Here is a 21,372-nt window from a genome sequence, read left to right as displayed (position 1 = left end):
ATTACAGTGGTATTTTCCTCGGACATGGCGGGGTTATCCGGGGCATAAAAGAGAGGGTTTGAGTTGGCGCGGAACGATTTCTGGACACTCCATGGGAAAAAACTCCTCGTCGCCGGTGTGATTTTTAGTTTCCTCGGTGCATGGTTGTTCGGTGAACTAACTCTCTCAACGGATGTTGAAACCTATCTGCCAGAGACAATGCCGGAGGCAAGCTCTTTTGAGCTTATCTCAAGCCGGCCTGCCGATAATCAGTATCTATTTTCCGCCTTAGCCAATGGTTCCCAGATCGGCTATATCACTGCCGGCCAAGGTCAGGGTTACGGAGGCCCGATGCTGGTGACGGCAGCGTGGGATAACGATGGAACTATTTTAAACATACTTGTGCCAGAAGATCAGGAGACACCTAGTTGGTACGCGCGTATCTTCGATAACGATTATTTCAGCCAGTATATCGGCCGGACATTTACCGATCCCTTTACTCTTGGTGAAGATATCGATAGCGTCGCCGGAGCTACCCGTTCAGCCCGCGGGATTGCCCAGGGTGTGTATGATGGCCGTTTGTTGTTGGCCGAACATCTGGGTCAACCATTCGTCGGCCAAAAAGAACAGATCAAGCTCGGACCGCCGGAGTATCTCCTCCTCATCGGTCTCAGTTTAGTGGTGGCTTTGAGAATAATACCAGGACTTAGAAAGATGCGGTGGCCACGTAACGCAATGCTTTGGTTCGGTCTTATCATCTTCGGTATCGCACTCAAGGGTATGCTGTCTCTGATTAACTTTGTCGTATTCCCTATCGGCTACGCACCCTCACCGGTAACCAACCTGTATCTCTATATCCTGGTTTTCGGTATCATCGGGCTGGCACTGATCTTTGCCAAAAACTTCTGGTGTTTCTGGATATGCCCGTTCTGCGCTCTCCAGGAAGGTGCTTATTTTATCGCTGGCGGTAAAGTTCGTCCGGTGACCCGGCGACAACTGGCGCTACGCAACACTCGGTACGTTATCCTGTGGGCGGTGGTGATACTGGTGCTCGTTTTCCGCCAGCCGCAGCTCTCTGTGTTTGAACCATGGAATACCCTGTTCAGTCTCGAGGGTAATCTTGTTCAGTGGTTATTGGTTGTCGCAATGCTGGGAATAGCAATGTTCATTCATGATTTCTGGTGCCATTATCTCTGTCCGGTGGGCGCCACCATGGACGTAATACTTAAAATAAGGGCCTGGTTTGCCGGCATATTCGGACGGTTGACGGCACGTTAGGCTGCCGCGAAGGAGAATCAATGGCCAAGATAGATACCAAAACCGCCGCCGTGATAGTTCCGGAAGCCCGGGTCGGACGCCGGACGCACAGTTTCGGCCGTCATGAGGAATTCAACTGGTCGGAAGCTAAATGTACAGCCTGCGGGCGTTGCAGCCGCATTTGCCCGGTCGACGCCATCACCCTTGACCGAACCATGGAACTGACCAAAAGGATGCGAGCCGCCCCCTGCTCACAAGCCTGCCCTGCGGGTCTCGACGCTTCCCGTTACGTCCGCTTCATCGCCGAAGGGAAATTTGCCGAAGCCGCAGCGGTGATGCGTGAGCGGGTGCCGTTCCCCCTGGTGCTGGGGCATGTCTGCCGGCGCCCCTGTGAGTCCGAATGCCAGCGGGGCAAGTACGAGGGGTCGCTCCTTCTGCGGGCACTCAAGCGATTTGCCGCGGCCAACGACTCGGGCCTATGGCGGCAGCAGCTTCAAATTGCTCCGCCTACCGGTAAGAGAGCGGCGGTCATTGGGTCCGGACCGGCCGGACTTTCCATCGCCTATTACCTGACGCTGCTCGGTCACCAGGTCACCGTTTTCGAAGCCTTGCCGGACAAAGGCGGCAAGATGCTGTCCAGCATACCGTACTACCAGTTGCCCAAGGATGTGGTAACTGCTGAGATCAACATCATCGAAAGCCTGGGCGTCGAGATCAGAACCAACTCGACAGTCGAATCGGTCGCGGCTCTCTTGGGTGAAGGTTTTGATGGCATAGCTTTGGCTATTGGTGTAAAGGGCTGGGGTAAATCGCTCAAGCTGCCGATCCCCGGTGCCCGGAGCGAAGGGGTCATCGACGGAGAATCATTCATTAAGAACATCGAGACCGGATGGAAGATCGAAACCGGCAAACGGGTCGCTGTACTCGGCGGCGGTTCCGTGGCTTTCAAAGCGGCACTTGCCGCGGTACACAGCGGTGCCGGCGAGGTCCATATTTTCGGCCAGGAACATACCGGCGGCGCCGAAGCCGATCCGTGGGAGATCGACGAAGCCCTGGCTGAAGGCGTCATCACCCACTCTTCATCGCTATTCTACCGGGTGATCGCCGGGGAAGGTCGGGTCTTGGGGGTGGGGGCACGTAAGATACGTGCTCTGGGTTATGATGCGGAAGGTGAACTGGATTACGATCCGTTGCCCGCTGCCGAAGAAGTTTTTACCGCTGACTACGTCGTTTCGGCCCTGGGAGCCGATGGTGCGCCGGTAGGTCCCATGGAAGTCGGTCCCAGCGTTTTCGCTGCCGGCGATGCGGTCAACGAGCAGCGCTCAGTGGTCGAGTCCATTGCCGCTGCCCGCTGGGTTGCCGCCGCCATGGACAGATACTTTGGCGGGAGTGGCGATTTAGACCAGCGATTGGCACCGCCGGAATCAGCCAGGGCGCTTACGCCGATCCGGGAGTTCCGGAGCAAATTCCCGCCCGCCGTCCCGGTCAAACAGATCCGGGCGGACGACGGCAGCCTGGCGGCTTCCGAGCAGACGCTGCCGGCCACCGCGGCCGTGGCCGACGCCGGGCGCTGTCTGAAATGCGATCTGACCTACGAGTTGAAGGACTACCGGCTCGATACCGGCGTCTGCGTGTTCTGCGGCCGCTGCATCGAGACTTGTTATTGGAACGCCATCACACCGGGCGCGGGATATGAAACAGCCAAAAAAGCGGCCGAGATCAAAGATGCCGGCGGCAAGCGCTACGCCACGGTACTGACCGCCCTCGTAGCCGTGGGGGTAGTGCTGATCGCGGCGGTCCTGCTGTCAAAGCTGGGCGAACTGTAATCGTGAAAAAAGGGAAAATGATATGACCAACAAAATGAACCGCCGTGATTTTGTGCGCCTCAGCGCTATCGGCGCCGGGGTATTGGCCCTCGGAGGACTGGGAGTCAAAGAACTCATCGAGTCCGGTGGGGTTCAGGAAGTCGCCGAGACGCGGGCACTTCTCGGCACCTTCATCACCATTAAGCTCATCGATACCGAAACGGACCGGGCAAAAGCAGCGATTGAAGATGCTTTTGCGGAAATAGAGCGCCTCTCAGCGGTGCTGTCCCGCCACGACCCGGCCAGTGAATTATCCATATTGAACAGGACCGGGTTCATCGCCAACGCTTCACCGGAACTGGCTGGCGTAGTGCAGAAAGCCATCGCCTTTTCCGAGCTAACCGGCGGTGCTTTTGATGTTAGCGTGCTGCCGCTGCTGACGCTTTACGGAGACTCCTTCGCCGACGGCGGCCAGCCGCCCTCCGAACGGGCGATCGATACCGCCAGGGAACTGGTCGATTACCGCCACATCGGGGTAAACGGCCGTACTATCAGCCTCCCGGCACCCGGCATGGGACTGACGCTCGACGGCATCGCCAAGGGGTATGTCATCGACCAGGCAGCGGCGCTGCTTAAGGCGCGCGGACTTACCCAGGTCCTGGTGGAAGCCGGTGGCGACATGTCACTTCGCGGCATGCGGCAGGACGGCCAGCCTTGGAAGATCGGCCTGACCCACCCGCGGGCGCTGGCCGGCTACTATGAAGTGTTGCAGACGTCCAATGATTGCATTGCTACTTCCGGCGATTACGAAAACGCCTTCACTGCGGATTATTCGTGGCACCATATCATCGATCCCCGCCTGGGACATTCCCCGCGGGAGGTGGCTTCGGCTACGGTCATCGCCCCGGATACGGCTTATGCTGATGCGATGGCTACGGCTGCCATGGTGCTGGGAGTGACTGATGCCATTGCCCTTTTTGAAAAGTTGCCCGGTATTGAAGCGATGCTCATCGATAAAGGAATGCAGAGCCACGCTACCAGCGGATTCTACGCAACCGCGATCAGCCAAGGATAACCGCAAACAGCCGATCAAACGAAATCTTTATATATCGGCTCGGCTATCGAGCGACGTGGTTAAATTCCGATCCCGGACACATCAATCCAGGTTTCGGGCCGGTACCCGGACGTTCTCCTGCCGGCGGGTGATACCTTCCTGGTCCAAACGGGTGAGGAAGGGGATGCTGTACTTGCGGGAAAAGCCGGTGGCGGCGCTCACATCCTGGATGGCGATCTGCCCCTGGCTCTTAAGGATATCGATGACCTTTTGCCGGATCTCGCGGTACTGTGCCGCGGTCAGGACGATACCTTCAGGCAGCTCTACCAGCTTACCCTGTTCCAGCATATAGCGCAGGACGTTCGTGGCGCCCGGCACCGATTGCAGCAGCTCTGACCGGGTTGGTGGAGCTGCTGGATTTTTCATGACGGCGGCGATAATCCTGCTTTCCAGTTCCGCCTGGCCGCCGGAGAGCTGGGGCTTGTGGGAAGACAAGGCCAGGATATCCTCGGTGCGGGTGATTTTCTTGTTCCGGATGAATTCCTCGATCAGGGCTGTGAATAATTCAGAGGGTAGTTTTAATTTGGCCGCGGCTTCAGCTTGCGGGACGCCTTTTTTCAGCGGCTGCGCCTTGTGTTCCGCCGCAAGTTGATCAAGAAGCGATTTAGTCCGTTCTAGCCAGAAACCGGCATCGATCAGCCATTCGCCGGTGATGACCAGGGCGCCACTTTTGGACATGGTCTCGATTTTTTTAGTTATAGCCGCCGTGCCGAAGGGGCTGGCCTGTAAAAAGCCTCGCCTGGCCGAAAACCCTGTCTTATCGAGCTCGGTGGCGATCAGGCTTTCCAGAGTCAGATCCCTCCGTTTTTCCAGGCGCTCGATCTGACGCGCGGCGTTTTTGAGCTGGTAGCGTTCCGCTGCCGGGTCGAGGATTTTCCCGCCGCCGATGGTCTCCGTGGCAGCGCGGCGCACGATGAAACGCTCGCCGATAAAGGCGGCCACTTCGCCGGGAAGCCGGAACTGCACCAGCGCCGGACCCTCCTCCGGGGCAATTTCCCGGCCGGACAGAGCGATTACCCGCGCCGGCAACTCGGTCGTCTCAAAGAACAGCGTCAGTTCGGTGCCGGTTTTAAGCGGTTGTTTCAACGCCGGCAGGAGGCGCAGTTCGGCGTCCAGGTAACGGGACAGCGGCGTCTCCGCGCCTCGGGTAACGATGACATCGCCGCGTTCCAGGTCTTCTTTCTTGACCCCGGGCAGGTTCAAAGCCACCCGGGAACCGGGACGCGCCCGGGCAAGGTGTTCTTTATAGCTTTCTATGCCGCGGACCTGCGCCCGGGCGCCTCCGGGCAGGATGGTCACCTCGTCACCGACGGAGAGCGTGCCGTGATGTAGCGTGCCGGTGATGACCGTGCCGGCGCCCTTGATGGTGAAGACGCGGTCGATGGGCAGTCGCGGTTTGCCGGTATCGGTCTGCCCAGCGCCGGCCACCAGCCTGCCGATGGCCGTTTTAAGGTCATCGATGCCCAGGCCGCTCTTAGCGCTGACGTCGATAATTGGGGCGTCGGCCAGGGCCGTTCCGGTCAGGTGTTCGGCGATATCGGCCTTGACCATTTCCCGCCAGTCGGCCTCCACCAGGTCGATCTTGTTGAGGACGATGATACCCTTCGAAATACCCAAAAGGTCGATGATCTGAAGGTGCTCCTCGGTCTGGGGCATCCAGCCGTCGTCGACGGCAATGATCAGCATGACGGCGTCGATGCCGGTCAGGCCGGGGATGACGTTGCGAACGAAGTGTTGATGCCCAGGTACGTCCACCAGTCCCACTTTTTCGCCGTTCGGCAGAGCGAACCAGGCGAAGCCGAGGTCGATGGTCATGCCGCGCTCTTTTTCTTCGGGCAGACGGTCGGGGTCGATCGAAGTGAGAGCCTTGACCACGCTCGATTTACCGTGGTCGATATGGCCGGCAGTGCCGAGGGTGATCATGGGTTAGGACCTCAAAGCCGCAATGACAGCCATCGCCAGGTTGCCGTCCTGCGCCGGGAATACCGTCCTGAGGTCAATGACGAAGCGCCCCTCGTTTACTCGGCCCAGCACCGGCGGCGTTCCCAGCCGCAGGCGGCGGCAGAAATCTTCGATATGTCCTTTAACGTTCATGGCGACCAGTTTCGTCGGCAGCGTTTCATCAGGCAGCGAGCCGCCGCCAGCCAGGCTTTCTCCGTCGATGACCTCGGCTTCGATGCCGGATGCGGCTAGCCGCGCCGCCATGGCCTTGCCCCGCTCTTCGAGGCTCTCGACAGAGGTTTGCATCATGGCATAAACCGGCAGTCCGGCGGTATCGCTCTTGAGATAATGTAAAAGAGTGGCCGACAGGGCGATAGCGGCGTACTTGTCCACCCGCACAGCCCGCAGCAGCGGGTGTTTCCGGAGCTGGTCGAGCCAGACCTTCTTACCCAGGATGATGCCGCACTGCGGCCCGCCCAGCAGCTTGTCGCCGGAGACGCAGACGATGTCGGCGCCGGCCTCCAGAGCCTCCCCCACCGTCGGCTCGTGGCACATACCGTAAGCGGCGGTATCGGTCAAAGCCCCGCTGCCCAGGTCGTAAACCAGCGGCAGGCCGAAGTTATTGGTTACTTCCCTGAGTTCGGCCAGTGAGGCGTCGTGGGTGAAGCCGCGCAGGGCGAAGTTGGAGCGGTGGACGGCCATGATCATGGCCGTGTTGTCGTTCACCGCCTGTTCGAAATCGCGGGCGAAGGTCTGGTTAGTGGTGCCCACTTCTCGCATGATGGCGCCGGACTGGGCCATGACCTCCGGCACCCGGAAACCGCCGCCGATCTGCACCAGTTCAGAGCGTGAGACGATGACTTCCCGTCCGTGAGCCAGCGCGGACAACACCAGCAGCACTGCGGCGGCGTTATTGTTGACTACGAGGGCGCTCTCGGCGCCGGTGACCAGCCGCAGCAGCTTTTCCATCTCCCGGGCACGCACGCCGCGCTCGCCGGTGTTGAGGTCCAGTTCCAGGGCGTAATAGCCGCCCAGTATGCCCGCCAGCGTCGAAACCACTTCCGCCGAAAGCGGCGACCGGCCGAGATTGGTGTGCAGGATGATGCCGGTGGCGTTGATGACCGGCTGGAGGAAGCCCGGCCAATCTTCGGCCAGGCGGGTTTTCACAGTATCGATGATGCCTTCGAAGGCCGGCACCGTGCCCCCGGCGGCGACACCCTGGCGGAGTTCTTCGACAACCGCCCGGACCGCCTCGGTGACGACCGGGTGAGAGAAACGTTCGATGGCTGCCGTTAGCGCCGGGTCGGAGAGCACTTTCTCCACGGCGGGCAGTTTACGGAGTTCGTTCTGCGTCTCGTTAGCCATTTTTACCGCCTTTATTCGGTGATGATTATACGCCCGGCCGGTTCAGCCAGCACCTCGCCGATGACGGCGGCCGCCGGAAAACCGCGCTGCCGGATGCGCTCGACCATCTCGTTGGCGACATTCTCCGGAGCAGCGATGAGCAGGCCGCCCGAGGTCTGCGGGTCGAAGATGACATCCAGCATCCAGTCCTCGACCAGCGGCAGGTCCATATCCAGTATATCCTCGCGGTACCCGCGGTTGGAATAGGCGCCGCCGGGTACCAGCCCCGCCTCCGCCCATTGCCGCGCCCCATCCATCAGCGGTATCGCTTTAAAACTCATCTTGAAGCTGACCTCGCCCAGCCCAGCCATCTCGGCGGCGTGGCCTATCAGCCCGAAGCCGGTGATGTCGGTGGCGGCGTGAGCGCCAAGTTCGGTCATGACTTCGGCGGCGGCCTTGTTCAGGGCCGTCATCTGGCCGATGACCATCTGCACCGCCGCCGGTTCCAGCAGGTCGGCCTTGAGGGCGGTGTTCAAAATGCCGGTGCCCAGGGGCTTGGTCAGTATCAGCCGGTCCCCCACCCGGGCGCCGCCCTTGGTCAGCACCTTATCGGGGTGAATGATACCGGTGACCGACAGGCCGAACTTGATCTCGACATCCTTGACGGAGTGGCCGCCCACCAGGGCGCAACCGGCTTCGTCAAGCTTGTTCAAAGCCCCTGCCAGCATCAGTCGCAGCACTTCCACGTCGATCTCGCCCATGGGAAAACCCACGAAGCTCATGGCCGTTACCGGGCGCCCGCCCATGGCATAAACATCGGAAAGGGAATTGGCTGCGGCTACCTGGCCGAAGGCGAAGGGGTCGTCGATAACCGGGGTTATGACGTCGATCGTTTGCACCAGGGCGATTTCGGGCGTGAGCTGGTAGACCCCGGCGTCATCGGCCTTTTCCAGACCGACCAATACCTCAGGGTAAGCTTTGACGGGCAAGCCGCAGAGCGCTTTAGCCAGGTCACCCGGACCTATCTTGGCTGCTCAGCCGGAGTACGCGGAGTATTCGGTCAGGCGTTTTTCTGTCATGCGGCTCACCACCTTCCGCCCGGCAACCTGCGGATTGCCGGGAAATCCGAAGCACGAAATCCGAAATCCGAAAAAATTAAAAAATTTCGAATGTCCAAAAAATTATTCAGGCTTTCATGTTTCGGTCATTCGCATTTTTGGCTCGAATTTCGATCCCCGCCGCCGGGGGGACAGGCATTCGGATTTTGAATTTTTAAAAGTGGCGGAGGGGGAGGGAATCGAACCCCCCGCGACGGTTTGCGCCGCCGCCTACGGTTTTGAAGACCGCGAGGCCCACCAGAGCCTATCCGCCTCCACTAGAGGGGTATTATAGCATAAGAGATTGCGATTGGCTCCAGTTTTCCGCGTCTTTTTGTTAGAAATATGAGTGATACGTAGATGTTTCGGTGAAAAATAATTCTATTCGTTTCCCAAAGTGCAGAAACGAACCCTTTTTTCAGCTGTCAGTTGCGATTGACATATTAGAACCCATGTTAAGGGTAAGGCTAAATAATTATCGAGGAGAGCATATCTTACCACGACGCCACTCGTGGGCTGTCAATAGGAGTTTGGCGGGTTTTGGGGGATTTTCAAAATAAAATTCGGGGGCGGCCGGTGATTAACGCCAGCGGGCTGGACCCGGTGAAAATCCCTCATAATCTCCCTTTTGCGAAAGGGAGAGACGCGAATTGTGGCGAGGAGAAAAACTGTTGCCATTGGGCCGGTTTACAGCTATCATTAAAACAAATCTCGACTATTTGAATACTTCCAGGGAGGCTGGTCCATGTATAAGATCTCAATCCAGGGTTCTCGAGGGTCCTTTCATGATATCGTTGCTCGGAAGAAATTTCCCGGCGATTCGGAGATCATCGAAAGCGAGACTTTCAAACAGGTCTTCGAGGACGTGCACAAGGGAGTCTCGGATTACGGCGTGGTGGCTATCGAGAACTCCAATTACGGCTCGTTCCTGGAGAACTATGATCATCTGCTTAAATACGATACACGCATCGTTGGTGAGGAATACCTGCGAATCGTGCTGAACCTCATCGCCCTGCCAAATACCAAGATCGATAATATCACCGACGTCTATACCCACCCCATGGCCATGAACCAGTCCGAGGAATTCCTGGAGAAGCATCCGAAGATGCGGCGCATCGAGACCGACGACACCGCCGCCGCCGTCCGGCTCATCAAAGAGGACGACATGCATACCGCCGCGGCCATCGGATCGGCGCTGGCGGCGGAGATCTACGGTTTGAAGATACTGGCCAAGGACATTGAGACGGAAAAACGGAATTACACCCGCTTCCTGATCATCGCCCGGCCCGACACTCCGTATGATCTAGCCGCTGATAAGACCTCCCTGGTCATCCGGGGCAAGAACATCCCCGGTGCGCTGTATCAGGCCTTGAAATGCTTCAATGACGAGGATATCAACCTGTCCAAAATCGAAAGCCGTCCCATTGTCACCGGGCGCGCCTGGGACTATTATTTTTACCTCGACTTTGAAAAGGGCTTGAACGTCCCGGCGACACAGCGGGCGATGAAGGAACTGGAGAAGGTCACCAGTATGGTCAAGGTGCTGGGTACATATAAAAGGGATGATAAGGTGGACGAGGAGTAGGCTGACGGGGCGTAAGTTTTAGGTTTTTTCTCGTCTGCCGATGGGATCCTCATTTGCGGACGGATCATCAAAATTTGTGAAATTCAGGAGGAATTATGAAAGATCGACTTCATGGTGAAATCTCTGCCGAACTCGAACAGACTACGAAAACAGATAAAACGACGGTTGTCGTCGCAATTATTTTGAACATTGTCTTTCTTCTTGCTAATATCGCATTTGCCGCCGGGGCCTGGTCGACGAACTACGATTACCGAAACGATGGTTCCTTTACTACGTTCACCGAGTTCAACTTCAGCCTGTTCGCAGCTTTTTCGATATTGCTCGGAGTCACAATTGTGTTTGATTATTTGGTTTATCAGGCTCTGTCGAAAGGTGTCGAGCGGCGCGTCAAGCTGACTGAAGGTCTTGTTAAAATGTACCAGGAGGAAGGCCTCGACAAATATTATGACCCGGCCATTGTCCAGGGATACCGGTCAAGATATGGGTTGTATAAAAACATCGTATTGATCATGGGAGTTTTAGCGGTAGCGATCCCGCTGGTGTTTCTTGGAGTTTAAGCCCGAAATAACCTAATTGGTCTATTGTTTTTCAAGAGAGAATCAGTTCCATATAGATCACATCCAACCATCGCCCGAACTTAAAGCCGACCTGCTGGAAATGACCGGCCTCGGCGAAGCCAAACCTTCGATGCAGGGCGATGCTTTGTTTCTGATCACCGTCGATAGCGGCAATGATCACATGGTATCCAATCCGCTGGGCACGGGCGATAAGATCATTCAGGATGGTCGAGCCTATTCCCTGCCGGTGCAACTCATGATGAACGTAGATGGAAATTTCCACCGTATGGCGATAGGCGCAGCGGGCATGATAAGGTGAGAGCGAACCCCACCCCACGACCCTGCCGTCCAAGATCGCGACGATGATCGGGTGCACTTCCGGCTGGTGATCCTCGAACCACCGTTGCCGGGCCGCTATCGTCTCAGGTTCCTCCTGGTAAGTGCAGGTAGAGAGCTGGACGTAGTGGTTATAGAGGCTGTTGATGGTCTCCAGGTCAGCCTCTTCAGCCGGTCTTAACAGGATTTCCCGATTCATGAAGGGCGTCCTATCGACTCGAAGATTTGGTATTAGACTCTATCTGTTGAATATGCTCGGCAATATGGCTTACGCTTCCAAGGAGGAGGTCTTCAAGGGTCAACCTGCCCCGCTCGGAATGCTGCACCGGATTGGACCAGGTTTTTTCAGGCAGTTGAGCCAGCAACCGATAACTCGAAGCTCTCAGCAGTCGAAACAGTGCCAAAGCCTCATCGGTGCTGCGATCCTCGTAGGCCAGGGAATTATCCCACAGGTTTTGATCATAGGCTACGACCACGCCGCCCGGTTCGGCTATCGCCTTGCGGAGACGAAGATAGTAGTTGGCTTCACTGTCCGCAATATGAAAAATAATCTGGCGGATGCTCCATTCGTTCGGCGCCGGAGTCATGTGCCACTTTGCCGGGTCAGTGGCGTCCAGAACCGCTTGCAGTTGCTGAGACGCGGCGCCAAAGGAATCCAGGACTAGTTTTCTCGTTTCTGAATCCATTTACGGTCCTCTCTCTCCGATCTATTGGTGAGCGACGGGGTCCGGTCCGATTACCGCTTAATAATAAACGAGCCGCTGGCTGAATGCCAGCGGCTGATTGGTAGTCACCTCTCGTCGTTGTCCGGTTGCCGAGTGGAAAGAAAGGCGTCAGTTAAAGATCTGCGCCGACGAAGATGATATGGTCCCGGTTGACCGCGCCGAAATCAAAGCGATTCTCACCGTCTCCCGTGTTTAGATCCAACTCCACATCGGTCAGGGGCAGGAATATCTCATCCCGATGAAGAGCGCCGGGCAAATCCTGCCAAGTTTCGGCGTACATGGCTCCTTTGAGGATGACTCCGGGCATTTTAATCTCGGCGCGTATGGGTTTCTTCTCCCGCATCGGGTGGGTCAGTTCCTTCCGGCAACTGTCGATGCACTGCTTCTCACCGATGAAAATGATATTGCTCCGGCGGGCGTAACCGATATCCAGGTGCCGGGAAGGCTCGCTGGAACGGTTATCGAAAATATCGACATCCCTGATCTCCAGGAAGTCACGGTTCAATGTGGTGTTCAGGCTTGAACCCGAATTGAGAACGTCGAGGAGGCGCTGGTGAGGCTTGCACAGGATATACCCGTTGAACCGGGCGTTTATGGTGAAGACCGAGACTTCAATGCGCTGGGCGCCCGCGGCGACATCCCGCTCCGGCTTAAGAAGTATTTCCCCCTGCCTGGTGATCATCCATCCCCCCACATAATGTCAATTTCCAGGGTAATTGTTATGCCCGCATATAGTATCATTACTTGAACGATTATTCAATACAAATTTTAATTATCATCACCCGGGGATTGATTGAGAACCAGCTAAAGTGCTGTTGTCCAACTAATAAACGAGCCGCCGGGTTTTTCGCCCGGCGGCTCGATCGATTTCTGGTGGAGACGGGGGAGAGTCGAACTCCCCGTCCAGAGAAGACTGCCCGAAATATGCTACAGGTTTAGCCGGATCTTTGTTCTTGCCCTTTGAGCTTCAACCGGCGGAATATCGCCGGGCAAGCCGATTTTTCTTTCGCTTCCCATATCGGCATCAGGTCAGCGGCACCCCGGCTGTCGGCACCCGATTCGCGCCCGTCAGGGTAAGGCGCGGCGGATGCGCTAGCGTTATTTAGCCAGCGAGAACGAGTTCACGTTCGCCAGTTGTTTTTTGCCGCCAGGATTAATGAGCTTAGCGACAAGCTCAACCTGCAATTCCGTAACTAACCTCCACTGTCGAAACCACGCGTCCCCAGGTTATTTAGAGCCGGCTCTTAAGGACCCGGCCGAGCTCGCGGTCAGACTCGCGCTTTTGGATGACCTCCCGCTTGTCGTAGAGCTTCTTACCCTTGCCCACGGCGATTTCCACCTTGGCGATATTGCCCTTGATGTAGATCTTGGTCGGCACCAGGGTCAGGCCCTGCTCCTTGATGCGGGAGAGCATCATGCGCATCTGCTTTTTATGGATGAGAAGCTTGCGGCGGCGGGTCGGCTCGTGGCTCATGTAAGAGCCCGGGTCGTACCGGGCGATGTGGGCGTTCAGGAGCCACATCTCGCCGTTATCCGGCCGTACGTAGGCATCTCCCAGATTGACGCGGCCGCCGCGGAGAGACTTGATCTCCGTGCCGGTCAGCACCAGTCCCGCTTCCAGCGGGTCGCTGATGTAGTAGTTATGGTACGCCTTCTGGTTGGTGGCGACGACCTTTATCTCAGCCATATGCCATATTATACCATAGAAGCGTTATGTTCAGTAAGTGCGTTGAGGTCGGCGGACGCTATTCCCGGTTCTCGACCTTGCGGAAAATCTCCCGAAATGTCTCCAGGGGCTGGGCGCCGGTGATCTTGTAACTGTCGTTGACGATAAAGGTCGGTACGCCGGTGACCCTGAGCTGTCGCCCGAGGTCATGCGATTTCTTCAGCCTCTCCTCATACCGGTTCTCATCGATGGCTTTTAACATATCGGCGCCGTCCAAGCCGGCGCGGTGGGCAGTGTCGGCGATAACTTCCCGGAGTCCGATATTCTGTCCCCGGGCGAAGACCGCTTCCAGCATTTCCCGGTGGAATTCCTCGAAACGATTGTTATCGCGGGCGTATTCCGCCGCGGCCAGCGCCAGGGCGGAATTGGCCAATATAGGCGCCGGATCGTAAGGCAGACCCAGTTCTTCGGCCCGCTGGTTCAACATGAGTTTCATTTGGGCAATGTCTTCAGGATCGTATCTCCCGCTTACATCAGCCCCTTCCGGCGGCGTTTCCGGGTGGATCTCAAAGCCGAGCCAGGTATCTTCGATGTCGAATTCATCACGCAAACTGTCGACAAGTCCCTTGCCGATATAGCAGAACGGTCAGATATAGTCGGAAAACACAGTCAGTTTAATATTCATATACCCAGTATAGGGTTTCGCCGTCAAAACGCCAAACCTGGCTGATGAGATTTTCCAGTCGCAGACATGATCCTGTGACCATTCCCGCATCCCGGGTTCTTTACGACAGTGCTATCATTGATATGGGGAGAATCACAACCGGATAAGGGGGTGAAAACCATGTTCAGGAAAATACTGGTTCCGCTCGATGGATCACCGACCGCTGAAACAGTGCTTCCCTGCGCCGAGGAGATAGCGGGGCGGATGGGCTCGCAGATCACGCTGCTGGGCGTGCTTGATTATGGCGCCGTGCGCTATGAACACCTTTACCGCTGTTATCTGGAAGGCCGTGCCGGGGCGCTGGAACGGCGCATCCGGGAAAGCGGCGGACCTGATGTTACGGTAACTCCGCTCCTGGTACGGGAAAAAGTGGATGAAGACCTGGTTTGTGAGGAGCCGCCGGGGATAACACTGGGGCATCCGGCCGGAGATATCGTCGGCGCCGCGGCGTCCCAGGGTACGAGCCTGATCCTGATGGCCAGTCACGGTCATTCCGGCTTACGTCGCCTGGCGCTTGCCAGCGTTACCGACGCTATCGTGCGCGGTTGCGGGCTGCCGGTGTTAATCGTGAGGCCCGAATCCCGGGTCTCTGAAAAGCGCGGCGAAATATGCCGCAATATCGTGGTGCCGCTGGATGGCTCGGCGATGGCTGAGAAAGCCTTGCGGGTCGTTGAAGAAATGGCCGATAAAATGTGCGGCCAGGGCATGAAGGTGAATCTGATCCACGTGGCGCCGGAGCGCCGGGTGGCCACCACAGATGAGCCCAGTCCGGATTTTCTGGAGCACGTGGCCGATCCCGCCTGGTGTAAGGCCGGCGATAAGGCCGAGTTGTATTTTAAACAGGCGGAAGAGTATTTGAAGAAGGCTGGCGGAAAACTCGAAGCCGGAGGCGTGGCGGTCAGCCATGTGGTACGCATTGGCAAACCGGATGAAGAGATTTCCCGGCTGGCAGCCGAAACCGGTTCCTCGATGGTAGTTATGACCTGCCATGCCCGCACCGGCCTCTCCCGCTACCTGATGGGCAGCGTAGCCGACCGCATCCTCCATTCGGTGGAAGCCTCGGTGCTGCTGCTGCGGCCGGACAAGCCGCAGCCGGCGGGGTTGGAATAAGTGTCGAGCAAAACGAGAGCCCGCTTTTTAAAGCGGGCTCTCGTTTTAGTCTAGCTCAAGATCGCCGCGAGATCGGCTTCCGGTGTGGAGATGGGCTTCAGGCCGAACTGTTCGACCAGCACTCCGAGCACGTTTGGCGAGACGAAGGCCGGCAGCGTCGGCCCAAGGCGGATGTTCTTGATACCCAGGGCGAGCAGCGTCAGCAGGATGCAGACCGCTTTCTGCTCGTACCATGACAGCACCAGCGACAGGGGCAGGTCGTTGACGCCGCATTCGAAGGCATCAGCCAGGGCCAGGGCGATCCTGATTGCCGAATAGGCGTCGTTGCACTGGCCGACGTCCAGGAGCCGCGGCAGCCCGCCGACGGTACCCAGGTCAAGGTCGTTGAAGCGGTACTTGCCGCAGGCCAGGGTCAGGATCACCGTATCGGCGGGGGATTTCTCGACCAGTTCGGTGTAGTAGTTGCGGCCGGGGCGGGCGCCGTCGCAACCGCCGACCAGCAGGAAGTGCTTCACCGCGCCGCTCTTGACCGCCTCGATGACGGCGCCGGCCACACTCATGACCGCCTCCCGGCCGAAGCCGGTGGTCAGTACCTGGCCGCCGTTGATGCCGGTGAACTCCTGCCGCTCCTTGTAGCCGCCGAGTTCCAATGCTTTTTCGATGGCCGGTCCGTAGTCGATCTGATCACCGGCACCGGGCAGGTTACGCAGACCGGGATAAGCGACGACGGCGGAGGTGAAGACCCTGTCGGCATAGGAACTCTTCGGCGGCATCAGGCAGTTGGTATTGAAGACGAAGGCGCCGGGGACGCCGGCAAACTCCTTCTGCTGGTTCTGCCAGGCGGTGCCGAAGTTGCCTTTGAGGTGGGCATACTTGTTCAGTCCGGGATAGCCGTGGGCCGGCAGCATCTCGCCGTGGGTGTAGATGTTGATGCCCTTACCCTCGGTCTGCTCCAGGAGTTCCTTGAGGTCCAGCAGATCATGGCCGCTCATGACGATGAACGGACCGGACTCGACGGCGGTGGTAACTTTAGTGGGCACCGGGTGGCCGTAAGCGCCGGTGTTGGCGGCGTCCAGCAGTTCCATGCACTTGAGGTTGATGTGGCCGAATTCCATGAGCAGTCCCAGCCACTCGGCGACGGAATGCTCAGCGGCGATCTCCCGCAAACCCTTGTAGAACCAGGCGGTGACCGCATCGTCGGTCTTGCCGAGGACGAAGGCGTGCCAGGCGTAGGCGGCCATGCCGCGCAGACCGAACAGCAACGTCGAACGCAATGAAACCACATCGGCATCGCCCTGCCATAGTGTGGAGGCGTCGAACGTTTCGACGCCGCCCAGGCGGCTGGTCCCGGCGCGCACTTCCGCGGTAAGTTCATCGAGGCGGGTATCGTCGAAGTTGACGTTGGTAACGGTGGCGAAAAGCCCCCGCATCACCAGCCGGTCGGTATCGGAGCCGGGCGTTTTGCCTTCCGCCGCCCGCGCCAGATCGATCAGCGCCGCCGTCAGTTCATCCTGCCGGGCTGAAGTTGTCGGGGTTTTACCGCAGGCGCCGACCTTGGTGCAGGCCTTGCCGCCGACCGCCTGTTCACACTGGAAACAAAACATTTCGCTCAATAGAAAATCTCCCTCTGAAAAATGTTCGCGTCCACCTGGAACGCGACGTAACCAGTATATTACAGCGGACGGCAGTTTGAGTATGATATGGGTCAAGTTGACGATTTCCGGTTTTAAGCTTCTCGGGGTTATGATATGAGTACGGAGGCGGGTTATAAAGACATCGATGATGTGGCATCGCCTCGGCGCGGGTTTACTGATCGCCGTTATGATCGCGATCGGGCCGGTTGCCTGCGGCCAGGGCGAACCGCCTCCAGAGACCACCCAGGCGCCGCAGACAACCCCGCCGCCGGAGGGGGATTACAGTTATCGCATCGTCAACACCTATCCGCATGACCGCACCGCATTCACTCAAGGGTTGGTCTATGACGGCGGTTTCCTGTATGAAAGCACCGGGTTGTACGGCAGTTCATCAGTGCGCAAAGTCGATCCTGCCACTGGCCAGGTGTTGCAGTCATTCTCTCTATCGTCGCAGTATTTCGGCGAAGGTTTGACGCTTTGGCAGGATTCCCTTATCCAGCTGACCTGGCAGTCGAAAGTCGGTTTCGTTTACGACAAAGATACCTTTGACCTGCGGCGCGATTTTGCCTACACCACCGAAGGCTGGGGTCTCACCCACGACGGCAGCCGACTGATCATGAGCGACGGCACGGCGACGCTGTATTTCCTCGATCCGGCGACATTCGCGGTGCTCGGCCAGGTCAATGTCCATGACGGCGGGACTCCGGTGGTCCGGCTCAACGAACTGGAGTACATCGAAGGCCGGGTCTTTGCCAACATTTGGCAGACCAATAAGATCGTCATCATCAATCCCGCGGATGGGGAAGTTACCGGCTGGATAGACCTAACCGGACTACTGACACCCGAGCAGGCCGGTGGTGTGGCGGTGGATGTGCTGAACGGCATCGCCTGGGATGCAGCGGGCGGCAGGCTGCTCGTCACAGGGAAACTATGGCCGCTGCTTTTCGAGATCGAACTCGTACCTGTATCTTAGAGCCGTGCTGCTGAAAAACCGGGTGGAGCGCTACAATCGGAATATTGTTCGATTTTAACTGGATATCCTACGTTTCAGATTCGAGCCGTGCCAGAGCATTTTCTAACTCAGCGCGAAGTTGTTCTTCCTCGGCGGCCAGTTTTTCCCACTCGCCGGTCAGGCGTTTTATGGTGTCTTTGAGGGTTTTGTGGCGGTCGATACGGGCCACCACTGCCTGCGAATCGCCGTAGGCATCGGGGCTGGTGAATTCGACCTCGATGGCCGCCAGTTCGGCCTCGTCGCGAGCCAGAGCAGCCTCGATCTGTTCTATTCGTTTTTTGAGCGGGCTGATCTTCCGGTTTGACTCGTTTCTGAGATTAACGGCGGCGGCGCGGCGCTGGCGCTGGTCCACCGACGACAATGTCGCCGCCGCTTTTTGGGCGGCTGCTTTTCCGGACGGCGCTGATGCCGTAACGGAAGCCTGGTGGTAGAGATATTCGTCGTAGGTGCCGGGGTAATCGATAGCCCGGCCGTCTTTCACCTCGATAATCTTGTTGGCTACCTGACGGATCAAGGTGCGGTCATGGGTGATGAAGCACAAGGTGCCGTGATAATCGTCCAGCGCGTCGGCCAGGACTTCCCGTGAGGCGATGTCCAGGTGGTTGGTCGGCTCATCCATGAGCAGCAGGTTGGCCGGCTGGGCCAGCATCTTGGCGATGGCCAGGCGGGCCTTTTCACCGCCGGAGAGCACCGACACCTTCTTTTTGACGTCATCGCCACTGAAAAGAAAGCCTCCCAGGATGGCCCTGAGCCGTTGCTCCGGCTCCGCAACCGCCGCCCGCCGCAACTCTTCCAACATGGTATTGTGCCGGTCCAAAAGTTCCAGCTGGTGCTGGGCGTAGTAGGCGGTGACCACGTTGTGGCCCAGGCGGCGCTCGCCTTTATCAAAGGGCAACACCCCGGCCAGCATCTTGAGAAGAGTGCTTTTGCCGGCGCCGTTGGGTCCCACCAATGCCGCCCGATCCCCCCGGCGCAGCAACAGGTTCAGGTCGTTATAAACCACATTATCGCCATAGGCTTTGCGAATGTGGGTCAGATTGATGACCTCGTCACCGGAACGCGGCGGCTCCGGGAAGGAGAATTTTATCTTCTTAACCAGGCGCGGCACTTCTATGCGCTTGATCTTGTCCAATGCCTTGATGCGGGACTGCACTTGGCTGGCCTTGGTGGCTTTGGAGCGGAAACGCTCGATGAAGCGGGTTTCTTTTTCCAGTTTTACCGCCTGGCGGCTGGCCGCCGCCTCCAGCGCCTCGATCTCGCGCTGACGCGCCAGCACGTAGGCATCATGGTTGCCAGGATAGACGGAAACCTCACCATTCTCCAGCACGATGACGCGCCGGACGACGCGGTTCAGGAAGGCGCGGTCATGGGAGGTCAGGAGCACCGCGCCCTGGTACTGGGTGAGGTAATTCTCGAACCAGATCTGGGTCTCAAGGTCAAGGTGGTTGGTCGGTTCGTCCAGGAGCAGCAGGTCGGGGTTTTGAAGCAGTATTTTGCCCAGCTCCGCCCGCATTATCCAGCCACCGCTGAAACTGGACATCGGTTTTTTGAAATCGCTTTCCTTGAATCCCAGGCCGGTCAGGATGACCTCGGCTTCATGTTCCAGGTCGTAACCGCCGCTGGCCTCGAACCGGTGCTGCAACTCGCCGAGTTCCCGGAGCAGGGCGTCCTGATCCACATCGCCGTCGTCTTCGCCGATCGCCGCTTGAAGGACCTTGATGCGGTGCTCCAGCGAGGCGATATGCACCGCGGAAGCGACGACATGTTCCAGCAGGGGTTTAGGGGAATGGTTATCCACTTCCTGGCGCAGGTAGCCGATGGTGATATCCTTTGGACGGGTGACGGTGCCGCCGTCCGGGATGACGTCCCCGGCGATGATCTCGAACAGAGTGGTTTTACCGGCGCCGTTCGGGCCAAGGAGCGCCGTCCGGTCGCGGGCGCCTATGTGGAAGCTCACGCCGCTGAAGAGCGTACGTGCGCCGAATGATTTGGAGATGTTGTTTGGACTAAGCATGGATCAACAGTGTACTCCGATGAACTGGAATGTTATCGATGATGGATGAGACTTCACCTGGATGGTTCAGCCGGTTATCCGGCGATAGCATAAGAAGCCACTTCACGCGTCAAACGCTCACCTAATTCATCGGCTGTGGTATCCAAATCATAATCCGTCTGCAACCCCAGCCAGAATTTTGCAGTGGTGCCGAAATACCGTGCCAACCTGAGCGCGGTATCCGCAGTGATGCGGCGCTTACCCAGGACGATTTCATTTATGCGGCGGGCAGGCACCCCTATTTTGAGGGCCAGATGATTCTGGCTGATACCCATAGGTTTGAGAAATTCTTCCAGTAATACTTCTCCCGGATGGACAGGAGCTAATTTCATATCCATTTTTCGTGTCTCCTAGTGGTAATCCGCGATTTCCACATTGTAGGCGGTATTGCTTCGCCACTCGAAACATATCCGCCATTGATCATTGATGCGAATGCTGTATTGTCCCGCTCTCTGACCTTTGAGTTTTTCCAGTTGGTTAGCCGGGGGAATGCTCAAATCCATAATCGCATGAGCGTTGTGAATCATACGCAACTTCCGCAGGGCTACTTGCTGGATATCGGACGGCAGCTTACGAGAGAACTGCCGATAAAAGACTTTTTCAGTTTCCTCGTCTTTGAAAGTCTTTATCACGCGCCAATTATATAACGCTTTGCGTTAAACGTCAAGCGTTATGGGATATCGATTATTGTGCAGGAGTTCGCAAAAGAGGAAACTGGGCAGTACAGGATTCGAACCTGTGACATCCTGCGTGTAAAGCAGGCGCTCTAACCAGCTGAGCTAACCGCCCGTGAAAGAGTCATTATAACTGAACGTAAATTCATTGTAAATCAGCTAATTCCGATGTCAAAACAACATGGTACAAACTACTGTAGACGCCCTAACTATCAATCATCTCGTCGCAATGGACTCACTTCAATCCATGGCTAAAGGTTATCTACTTAATTGTCGCTGCGAGAACAAATCCCCCAAAACCATTGAAATTTACGGAATGGTGCTTGATAACCTAATTTGGTTTTTTGAGCATAAAAACCTTCCCACTCAGGTTCAAAACATAACCACAACGAACATTCGGGAATTCCTCTGGTACCTGGCTAGTGAAGAGCACCGTTGGGGTAGTTCTAACCCCTCAGCGTGGCGCAAGGCAAGCCCTACAACGGTTCACATCTACTATCGTTCCATGAAAACGTTCTTCAATTGGTTGAAAAGAGAAGACCTAATCTCAAACAACCCCTACAGCCTCATTAAACCACCAAAACAAGAGAAGAAGGTCATACAAGCACTTGCCACAATCGAAATTCAGCGACTTTTTGAGGCGTGTGAGGGTAAAACCATGTACGATGTCAGGAATAAAGCAATACTCTCAGTGTTGCTTGATAGCGGATTGCGTATCTCTGAATTGACCAATCTCAAGTATGAAGACTTTGACCAAAC

Annotated in this window: 20 protein-coding genes, 2 tRNA genes and 1 other RNA gene; 8 read left to right on the top strand and 15 right to left on the bottom strand. The window is 57.1% G+C overall.

The annotated features are described in order from the left end of the window. Nucleotides 1–63: 63 nt before the first annotated feature. The 3 genes from ABFB09_RS06365 to ABFB09_RS06355 are packed head-to-tail and all read left to right on the top strand — an operon-like array spanning nucleotide 64 to nucleotide 4,116. Entirely contained in the window at nucleotides 64–1,257 is a 1,194-nt protein-coding gene (locus ABFB09_RS06365) for a 4Fe-4S binding protein (protein ID WP_347000663.1), read from the top strand. Nucleotides 1,258–1,277: 20 nt separating this feature from the next. Beyond that, the gene (locus ABFB09_RS06360) at nucleotides 1,278–3,062 is read left to right on the top strand and encodes an FAD-dependent oxidoreductase (protein WP_347000662.1); all 1,785 of its coding nucleotides are present in this window, start codon (nucleotides 1,278–1,280) and stop codon (nucleotides 3,060–3,062) included. Nucleotides 3,063–3,084: 22 nt separating this feature from the next. After that, complete coding sequence (locus ABFB09_RS06355) at nucleotides 3,085–4,116, top strand: FAD:protein FMN transferase (RefSeq protein WP_347000661.1); 1,032 nt, start codon at nucleotides 3,085–3,087, stop codon at nucleotides 4,114–4,116. An 81-nt stretch (nucleotides 4,117–4,197) separates the two neighbouring features. On the opposite strand, the gene selB is transcribed toward ABFB09_RS06355, so the two are convergent. From selB to ABFB09_RS06335, 4 genes are all read right to left on the bottom strand, one after another. Then, nucleotides 4,198–6,078, bottom strand: coding sequence for a selenocysteine-specific translation elongation factor (selB, locus tag ABFB09_RS06350; protein WP_347000660.1), 1,881 nt, complete (start codon nucleotides 6,076–6,078; stop codon nucleotides 4,198–4,200). A 3-nt stretch (nucleotides 6,079–6,081) separates the two neighbouring features. Beyond that, complete coding sequence (gene selA, locus ABFB09_RS06345) at nucleotides 6,082–7,461, bottom strand: L-seryl-tRNA(Sec) selenium transferase (protein ID WP_347000659.1); 1,380 nt, start codon at nucleotides 7,459–7,461, stop codon at nucleotides 6,082–6,084. Nucleotides 7,462–7,472: 11 nt separating this feature from the next. Continuing rightward, nucleotides 7,473–8,519, bottom strand: a complete 1,047-nt coding sequence (selD, locus tag ABFB09_RS06340) for a selenide, water dikinase SelD (protein ID WP_347000658.1) — start codon at nucleotides 8,517–8,519, stop codon at nucleotides 7,473–7,475. A gap of 200 nt (nucleotides 8,520–8,719) precedes the next feature. Continuing rightward, nucleotides 8,720–8,814 (bottom strand) — tRNA-Sec (locus ABFB09_RS06335). Nucleotides 8,815–9,282: 468 nt separating this feature from the next. Between ABFB09_RS06335 and pheA the strand changes: the two genes are divergently transcribed. Further along, nucleotides 9,283–10,122, top strand: coding sequence for a prephenate dehydratase (gene pheA, locus ABFB09_RS06330; RefSeq protein WP_347000657.1), 840 nt, complete (start codon nucleotides 9,283–9,285; stop codon nucleotides 10,120–10,122). Between the two features lie 95 nt (nucleotides 10,123–10,217). Further along, nucleotides 10,218–10,679 (top strand): hypothetical protein, encoded by a 462-nt coding sequence (locus ABFB09_RS06325; protein ID WP_347000656.1) that lies wholly within the window; start codon nucleotides 10,218–10,220, stop codon nucleotides 10,677–10,679. Nucleotides 10,680–10,710: 31 nt separating this feature from the next. Here the strand turns inward: ABFB09_RS06325 and ABFB09_RS06320 are convergent, their stop codons facing one another. The 6 genes from ABFB09_RS06320 to ABFB09_RS06295 all read right to left on the bottom strand — a co-directional run bounded on the left by ABFB09_RS06320 (nucleotide 10,711) and on the right by ABFB09_RS06295 (nucleotide 14,040). After that, nucleotides 10,711–11,214 carry an N-acetyltransferase family protein gene (locus ABFB09_RS06320; RefSeq protein ID WP_347000655.1) on the bottom strand — a complete coding sequence of 168 codons (504 nt, stop codon included), beginning with the start codon at nucleotides 11,212–11,214 and terminating at the stop codon, nucleotides 10,711–10,713. 10 nt (nucleotides 11,215–11,224) lie between these two features. Next, a complete protein-coding gene (locus tag ABFB09_RS06315) occupies nucleotides 11,225–11,701 on the bottom strand; it encodes a DinB family protein (RefSeq protein ID WP_347000654.1) in 477 nt (158 codons plus the stop codon). Between the two features lie 151 nt (nucleotides 11,702–11,852). After that, nucleotides 11,853–12,422 carry a hypothetical protein gene (locus ABFB09_RS06310; protein ID WP_347000653.1) on the bottom strand — a complete coding sequence of 190 codons (570 nt, stop codon included), beginning with the start codon at nucleotides 12,420–12,422 and terminating at the stop codon, nucleotides 11,853–11,855. A gap of 189 nt (nucleotides 12,423–12,611) precedes the next feature. Further along, nucleotides 12,612–12,964, bottom strand: a transfer-messenger RNA (tmRNA) gene (gene ssrA / locus ABFB09_RS06305). A gap of 7 nt (nucleotides 12,965–12,971) precedes the next feature. Further along, the gene (gene smpB / locus ABFB09_RS06300; RefSeq protein WP_347000652.1) at nucleotides 12,972–13,427 is read right to left on the bottom strand and encodes an SsrA-binding protein SmpB; all 456 of its coding nucleotides are present in this window, start codon (nucleotides 13,425–13,427) and stop codon (nucleotides 12,972–12,974) included. A 58-nt stretch (nucleotides 13,428–13,485) separates the two neighbouring features. Then, nucleotides 13,486–14,040 carry a DsbA family protein gene (locus ABFB09_RS06295; protein ID WP_347000734.1) on the bottom strand — a complete coding sequence of 185 codons (555 nt, stop codon included), beginning with the start codon at nucleotides 14,038–14,040 and terminating at the stop codon, nucleotides 13,486–13,488. Nucleotides 14,041–14,250: 210 nt separating this feature from the next. Here ABFB09_RS06295 and ABFB09_RS06290 point away from each other — a divergent pair, with 210 nt between their 5' ends. After that, nucleotides 14,251–15,240 (top strand): universal stress protein, encoded by a 990-nt coding sequence (locus ABFB09_RS06290; protein ID WP_347000651.1) that lies wholly within the window; start codon nucleotides 14,251–14,253, stop codon nucleotides 15,238–15,240. 50 nt (nucleotides 15,241–15,290) lie between these two features. On the opposite strand, the gene hcp is transcribed toward ABFB09_RS06290, so the two are convergent. Continuing rightward, a complete protein-coding gene (hcp, locus tag ABFB09_RS06285; protein ID WP_347000650.1) occupies nucleotides 15,291–16,853 on the bottom strand; it encodes a hydroxylamine reductase in 1,563 nt (520 codons plus the stop codon). Between the two features lie 166 nt (nucleotides 16,854–17,019). Between hcp and ABFB09_RS06280 the strand changes: the two genes are divergently transcribed. After that, complete coding sequence (locus ABFB09_RS06280) at nucleotides 17,020–17,847, top strand: glutaminyl-peptide cyclotransferase (protein ID WP_347000649.1); 828 nt, start codon at nucleotides 17,020–17,022, stop codon at nucleotides 17,845–17,847. Between the two features lie 67 nt (nucleotides 17,848–17,914). Here ABFB09_RS06280 and ABFB09_RS06275 read toward each other — a convergent pair whose 3' ends face one another. From ABFB09_RS06275 to ABFB09_RS06260, 4 genes are all read right to left on the bottom strand, one after another. Beyond that, nucleotides 17,915–19,900 carry an ABC-F family ATP-binding cassette domain-containing protein gene (locus ABFB09_RS06275; RefSeq protein WP_347000648.1) on the bottom strand — a complete coding sequence of 662 codons (1,986 nt, stop codon included), beginning with the start codon at nucleotides 19,898–19,900 and terminating at the stop codon, nucleotides 17,915–17,917. A 74-nt stretch (nucleotides 19,901–19,974) separates the two neighbouring features. Continuing rightward, nucleotides 19,975–20,277, bottom strand: coding sequence for a HigA family addiction module antitoxin (locus ABFB09_RS06270; RefSeq protein WP_347000647.1), 303 nt, complete (start codon nucleotides 20,275–20,277; stop codon nucleotides 19,975–19,977). A gap of 12 nt (nucleotides 20,278–20,289) precedes the next feature. Next, entirely contained in the window at nucleotides 20,290–20,571 is a 282-nt protein-coding gene (locus tag ABFB09_RS06265) for a type II toxin-antitoxin system RelE/ParE family toxin (protein ID WP_347000646.1), read from the bottom strand. A gap of 83 nt (nucleotides 20,572–20,654) precedes the next feature. Next, nucleotides 20,655–20,728 (bottom strand) — tRNA-Val (locus ABFB09_RS06260). A 66-nt stretch (nucleotides 20,729–20,794) separates the two neighbouring features. Between ABFB09_RS06260 and ABFB09_RS06255 the strand changes: the two genes are divergently transcribed. Further along, on the top strand, nucleotides 20,795–21,372 hold a 578-nt coding region (locus tag ABFB09_RS06255), incomplete at its 3' end, for a phage integrase N-terminal SAM-like domain-containing protein (protein ID WP_347000645.1).

Source organism: Dehalogenimonas sp. THU2 (assembly GCF_039749495.1).
Classification (GTDB): domain Bacteria; phylum Chloroflexota; class Dehalococcoidia; order Dehalococcoidales; family Dehalococcoidaceae; genus Dehalogenimonas.
This window is presented reverse-complemented; position numbering and strand designations above follow the sequence as displayed.